Origin of the sequence: Acinetobacter sp. YH16051, assembly GCF_013417135.1 — a bacterium.
GTDB lineage: Bacteria > Pseudomonadota > Gammaproteobacteria > Pseudomonadales > Moraxellaceae > Acinetobacter > Acinetobacter towneri.
In genome coordinates this window covers 1-1,928 of sequence record NZ_VPEN01000094.1, presented here as the reverse complement: position 1 = coordinate 1,928, position 1,928 = coordinate 1, and the positions used below count along the sequence as shown (strand labels likewise).

Annotated in this window: 3 protein-coding genes and 1 pseudogene; 1 reads left to right on the top strand and 3 read right to left on the bottom strand. The window is 33.1% G+C overall.

Annotation, left to right across the window (positions count from 1 at the left end; translation table 11 throughout):
- Positions 1-248 precede the first annotated feature (248 nt).
- The gene (locus FTV41_RS14500) at positions 249-473 is read right to left on the bottom strand and encodes a hypothetical protein (RefSeq protein WP_004728467.1); all 225 of its coding nucleotides are present in this window, start codon (positions 471-473) and stop codon (positions 249-251) included.
- Positions 474-624: 151 nt separating this feature from the next.
- On the opposite strand from FTV41_RS14500, the gene FTV41_RS14495 reads away from it, so the two are divergent.
- Positions 625-870: a hypothetical protein gene (locus FTV41_RS14495; protein WP_004728465.1), complete on the top strand. Its 246-nt coding sequence runs from the start codon at positions 625-627 to the stop codon at positions 868-870.
- Between the two features lie 93 nt (positions 871-963).
- On the opposite strand, the pseudogene FTV41_RS14490 reads toward FTV41_RS14495, so the two are convergent.
- A pseudogene (locus FTV41_RS14490) lies at positions 964-1,110 on the bottom strand (type II toxin-antitoxin system mRNA interferase toxin, RelE/StbE family); the annotation flags it as partial.
- A gap of 17 nt (positions 1,111-1,127) precedes the next feature.
- The coding region (locus FTV41_RS14485) for an AlwI family type II restriction endonuclease (protein ID WP_179996741.1) at positions 1,128-1,928 on the bottom strand (801 nt) is incomplete at its 5' end.

Genomic DNA, 1,928 nt, shown 5'->3' with positions numbered 1-1,928 from the left:
TAAAATCTCTTATGCGCAGTTCGGGTGTAACTCCAAAATAGAAATGTCCGGTTTATCGATTGCTCGTCCTAAGATCTCAGAACGTAAGGTACTTTGATGAACATTCTGGTTCTCAAAACTCGAAACTTTATTGAAAAGTTCTATTGAGGTTTATAAGTACCTCAAAATAAAAAAATGCCTGAAGTTCAGGCATTTTTTACGTCATCAATCTCTACTAAAAAGCTTACAGCTATCAAAAAATGAGAGTTTTACTCTTTTGAATACGACTTAATTTTTTCAAAAATTGGATAGAAATCTAATCCCTCATCTTTCATCGTAGAAATCAACGCAACGATTACAGCGATATGTGTAGGAACCACACCTTGTTTACTGTAATTCGTAATCGAATTGGGTTTCATATCCAATAAGGCAGCAAATTCCTTAATTGAAAGCCCTGCTTTACCGATAAGACGTTGAAATTCAGTATATGGCATTTGATTAAATTTATAGAAATCGTGTTTTGAGATTATAGCATAGGGTTATATTTACATAAAAACACATAAAATTATGTGGTAAACACATTATTTTATGTGTTATAAATAGTTTATCAACGAAACTATTTATCATCTCTATAGGAGACATACTATGTACTCATACCCTAATTCAAACGCTGAAAAGAAAATTGCCCTCATGATCATCAATGACTTTTTCATTCAAAAAGCACATGAACTCTGGATTTTTTTACAACTCGACCCGAGCTTTAACGACTATGAAGCAACAGTCATTTGGACTCGACGTTATCTAGAGGAACATCCAGAAGGTGAATACAGCGACATTCAAAAAGCCTTCCTTTCTTGTTTCCCAGAACACTTCTTCAACTTTGACTATTGAGTTATGAATCGTCTTTACTCTTTTGTGGCTTGAAACCCGCATAAACACTATAAAACCCTGGCAGGATACCGGGGTTTTTTCATTCAGTGACTCTCATATTCCAAGTTCACTATGACTACCTAATCGAATCAGGCGCAAGACTCGGATCACTCCTTTATCATCTTTCTCATAAAGCAGTACCAGATCTGGACGAATGTGACAGTCCCGATATTTTTTCATATTTCCAGTCAAAGCATGGTCAATATTACATTTCATAATTACATAGCCCATGTAGAGATTTTACGTCTAATTTCCTCAAACCAAACTTCTTCATCTTCACTGTCTAAGTTAAAGCTAATTAAATTATCTAACCAATTTTTTAATTTATTAACATCTTGAAAATTATGAGTTATTCCAACTTGTAAAAAAGATATAAAATCATCTAAAGACATAGGAACAATTTTCGTTTTTCCCCCATAGTGTTTCGTTGAAAATCGATTTAAGTTAAAGAAATGTGCTTTTGTTCCTGGCGCAACTTTAGGCGCTATAAATATACAATATGCATCATGGTCAACCTTTCTCACTAAATCACCATAATGTCGTGGAACAGAAGACCCTTCCATATTAAATTGAGTGTCTCCTGATGACATAGTTACTTCAACAATGCATGAAAAAGAACCATAATTAATTTCTATATCAGGTTTCTTACCTGGAGCTGTATTTAAAGGCATTCCATCTAAATCTACAATGAAGTTACCTTCTATCGCTTGTGTATGATTTAGTGCTGCAAAAGCTCTCCATATATTCCATTCAAGAAATAAAGGAACATCTGGAACATCTCTTTTCTTAATTTTTGCAAAGATATCTAAAATATCGTCAATATCAGATCTAAGTTTTAAATGATTAACTGTATCTTCGATAGTTTTAGCTTTTCGCTGGATTTCCAGATCATTTAATAAATCTTTCGCATCATCAACTCTCAAGGATTCTACATCTATAGAATCATCTAACTCTTTAATTTTACTATTGATAAGTTCACTATTATCTTCAAGAACAATTAACTCATCTGGATCAAAAAG

Excerpts from the sequence above, each read along its gene's own strand:
- FTV41_RS14500 (WP_004728467.1), bottom strand. The coding sequence starts at position 473 with ATGCCATATACTGAATTTCAACGTCTTATCGGTAAAGCAGGGCTTTCA.
- FTV41_RS14495 (WP_004728465.1), top strand. The coding sequence starts at position 625 with ATGTACTCATACCCTAATTCAAACGCTGAAAAGAAAATTGCCCTCATG.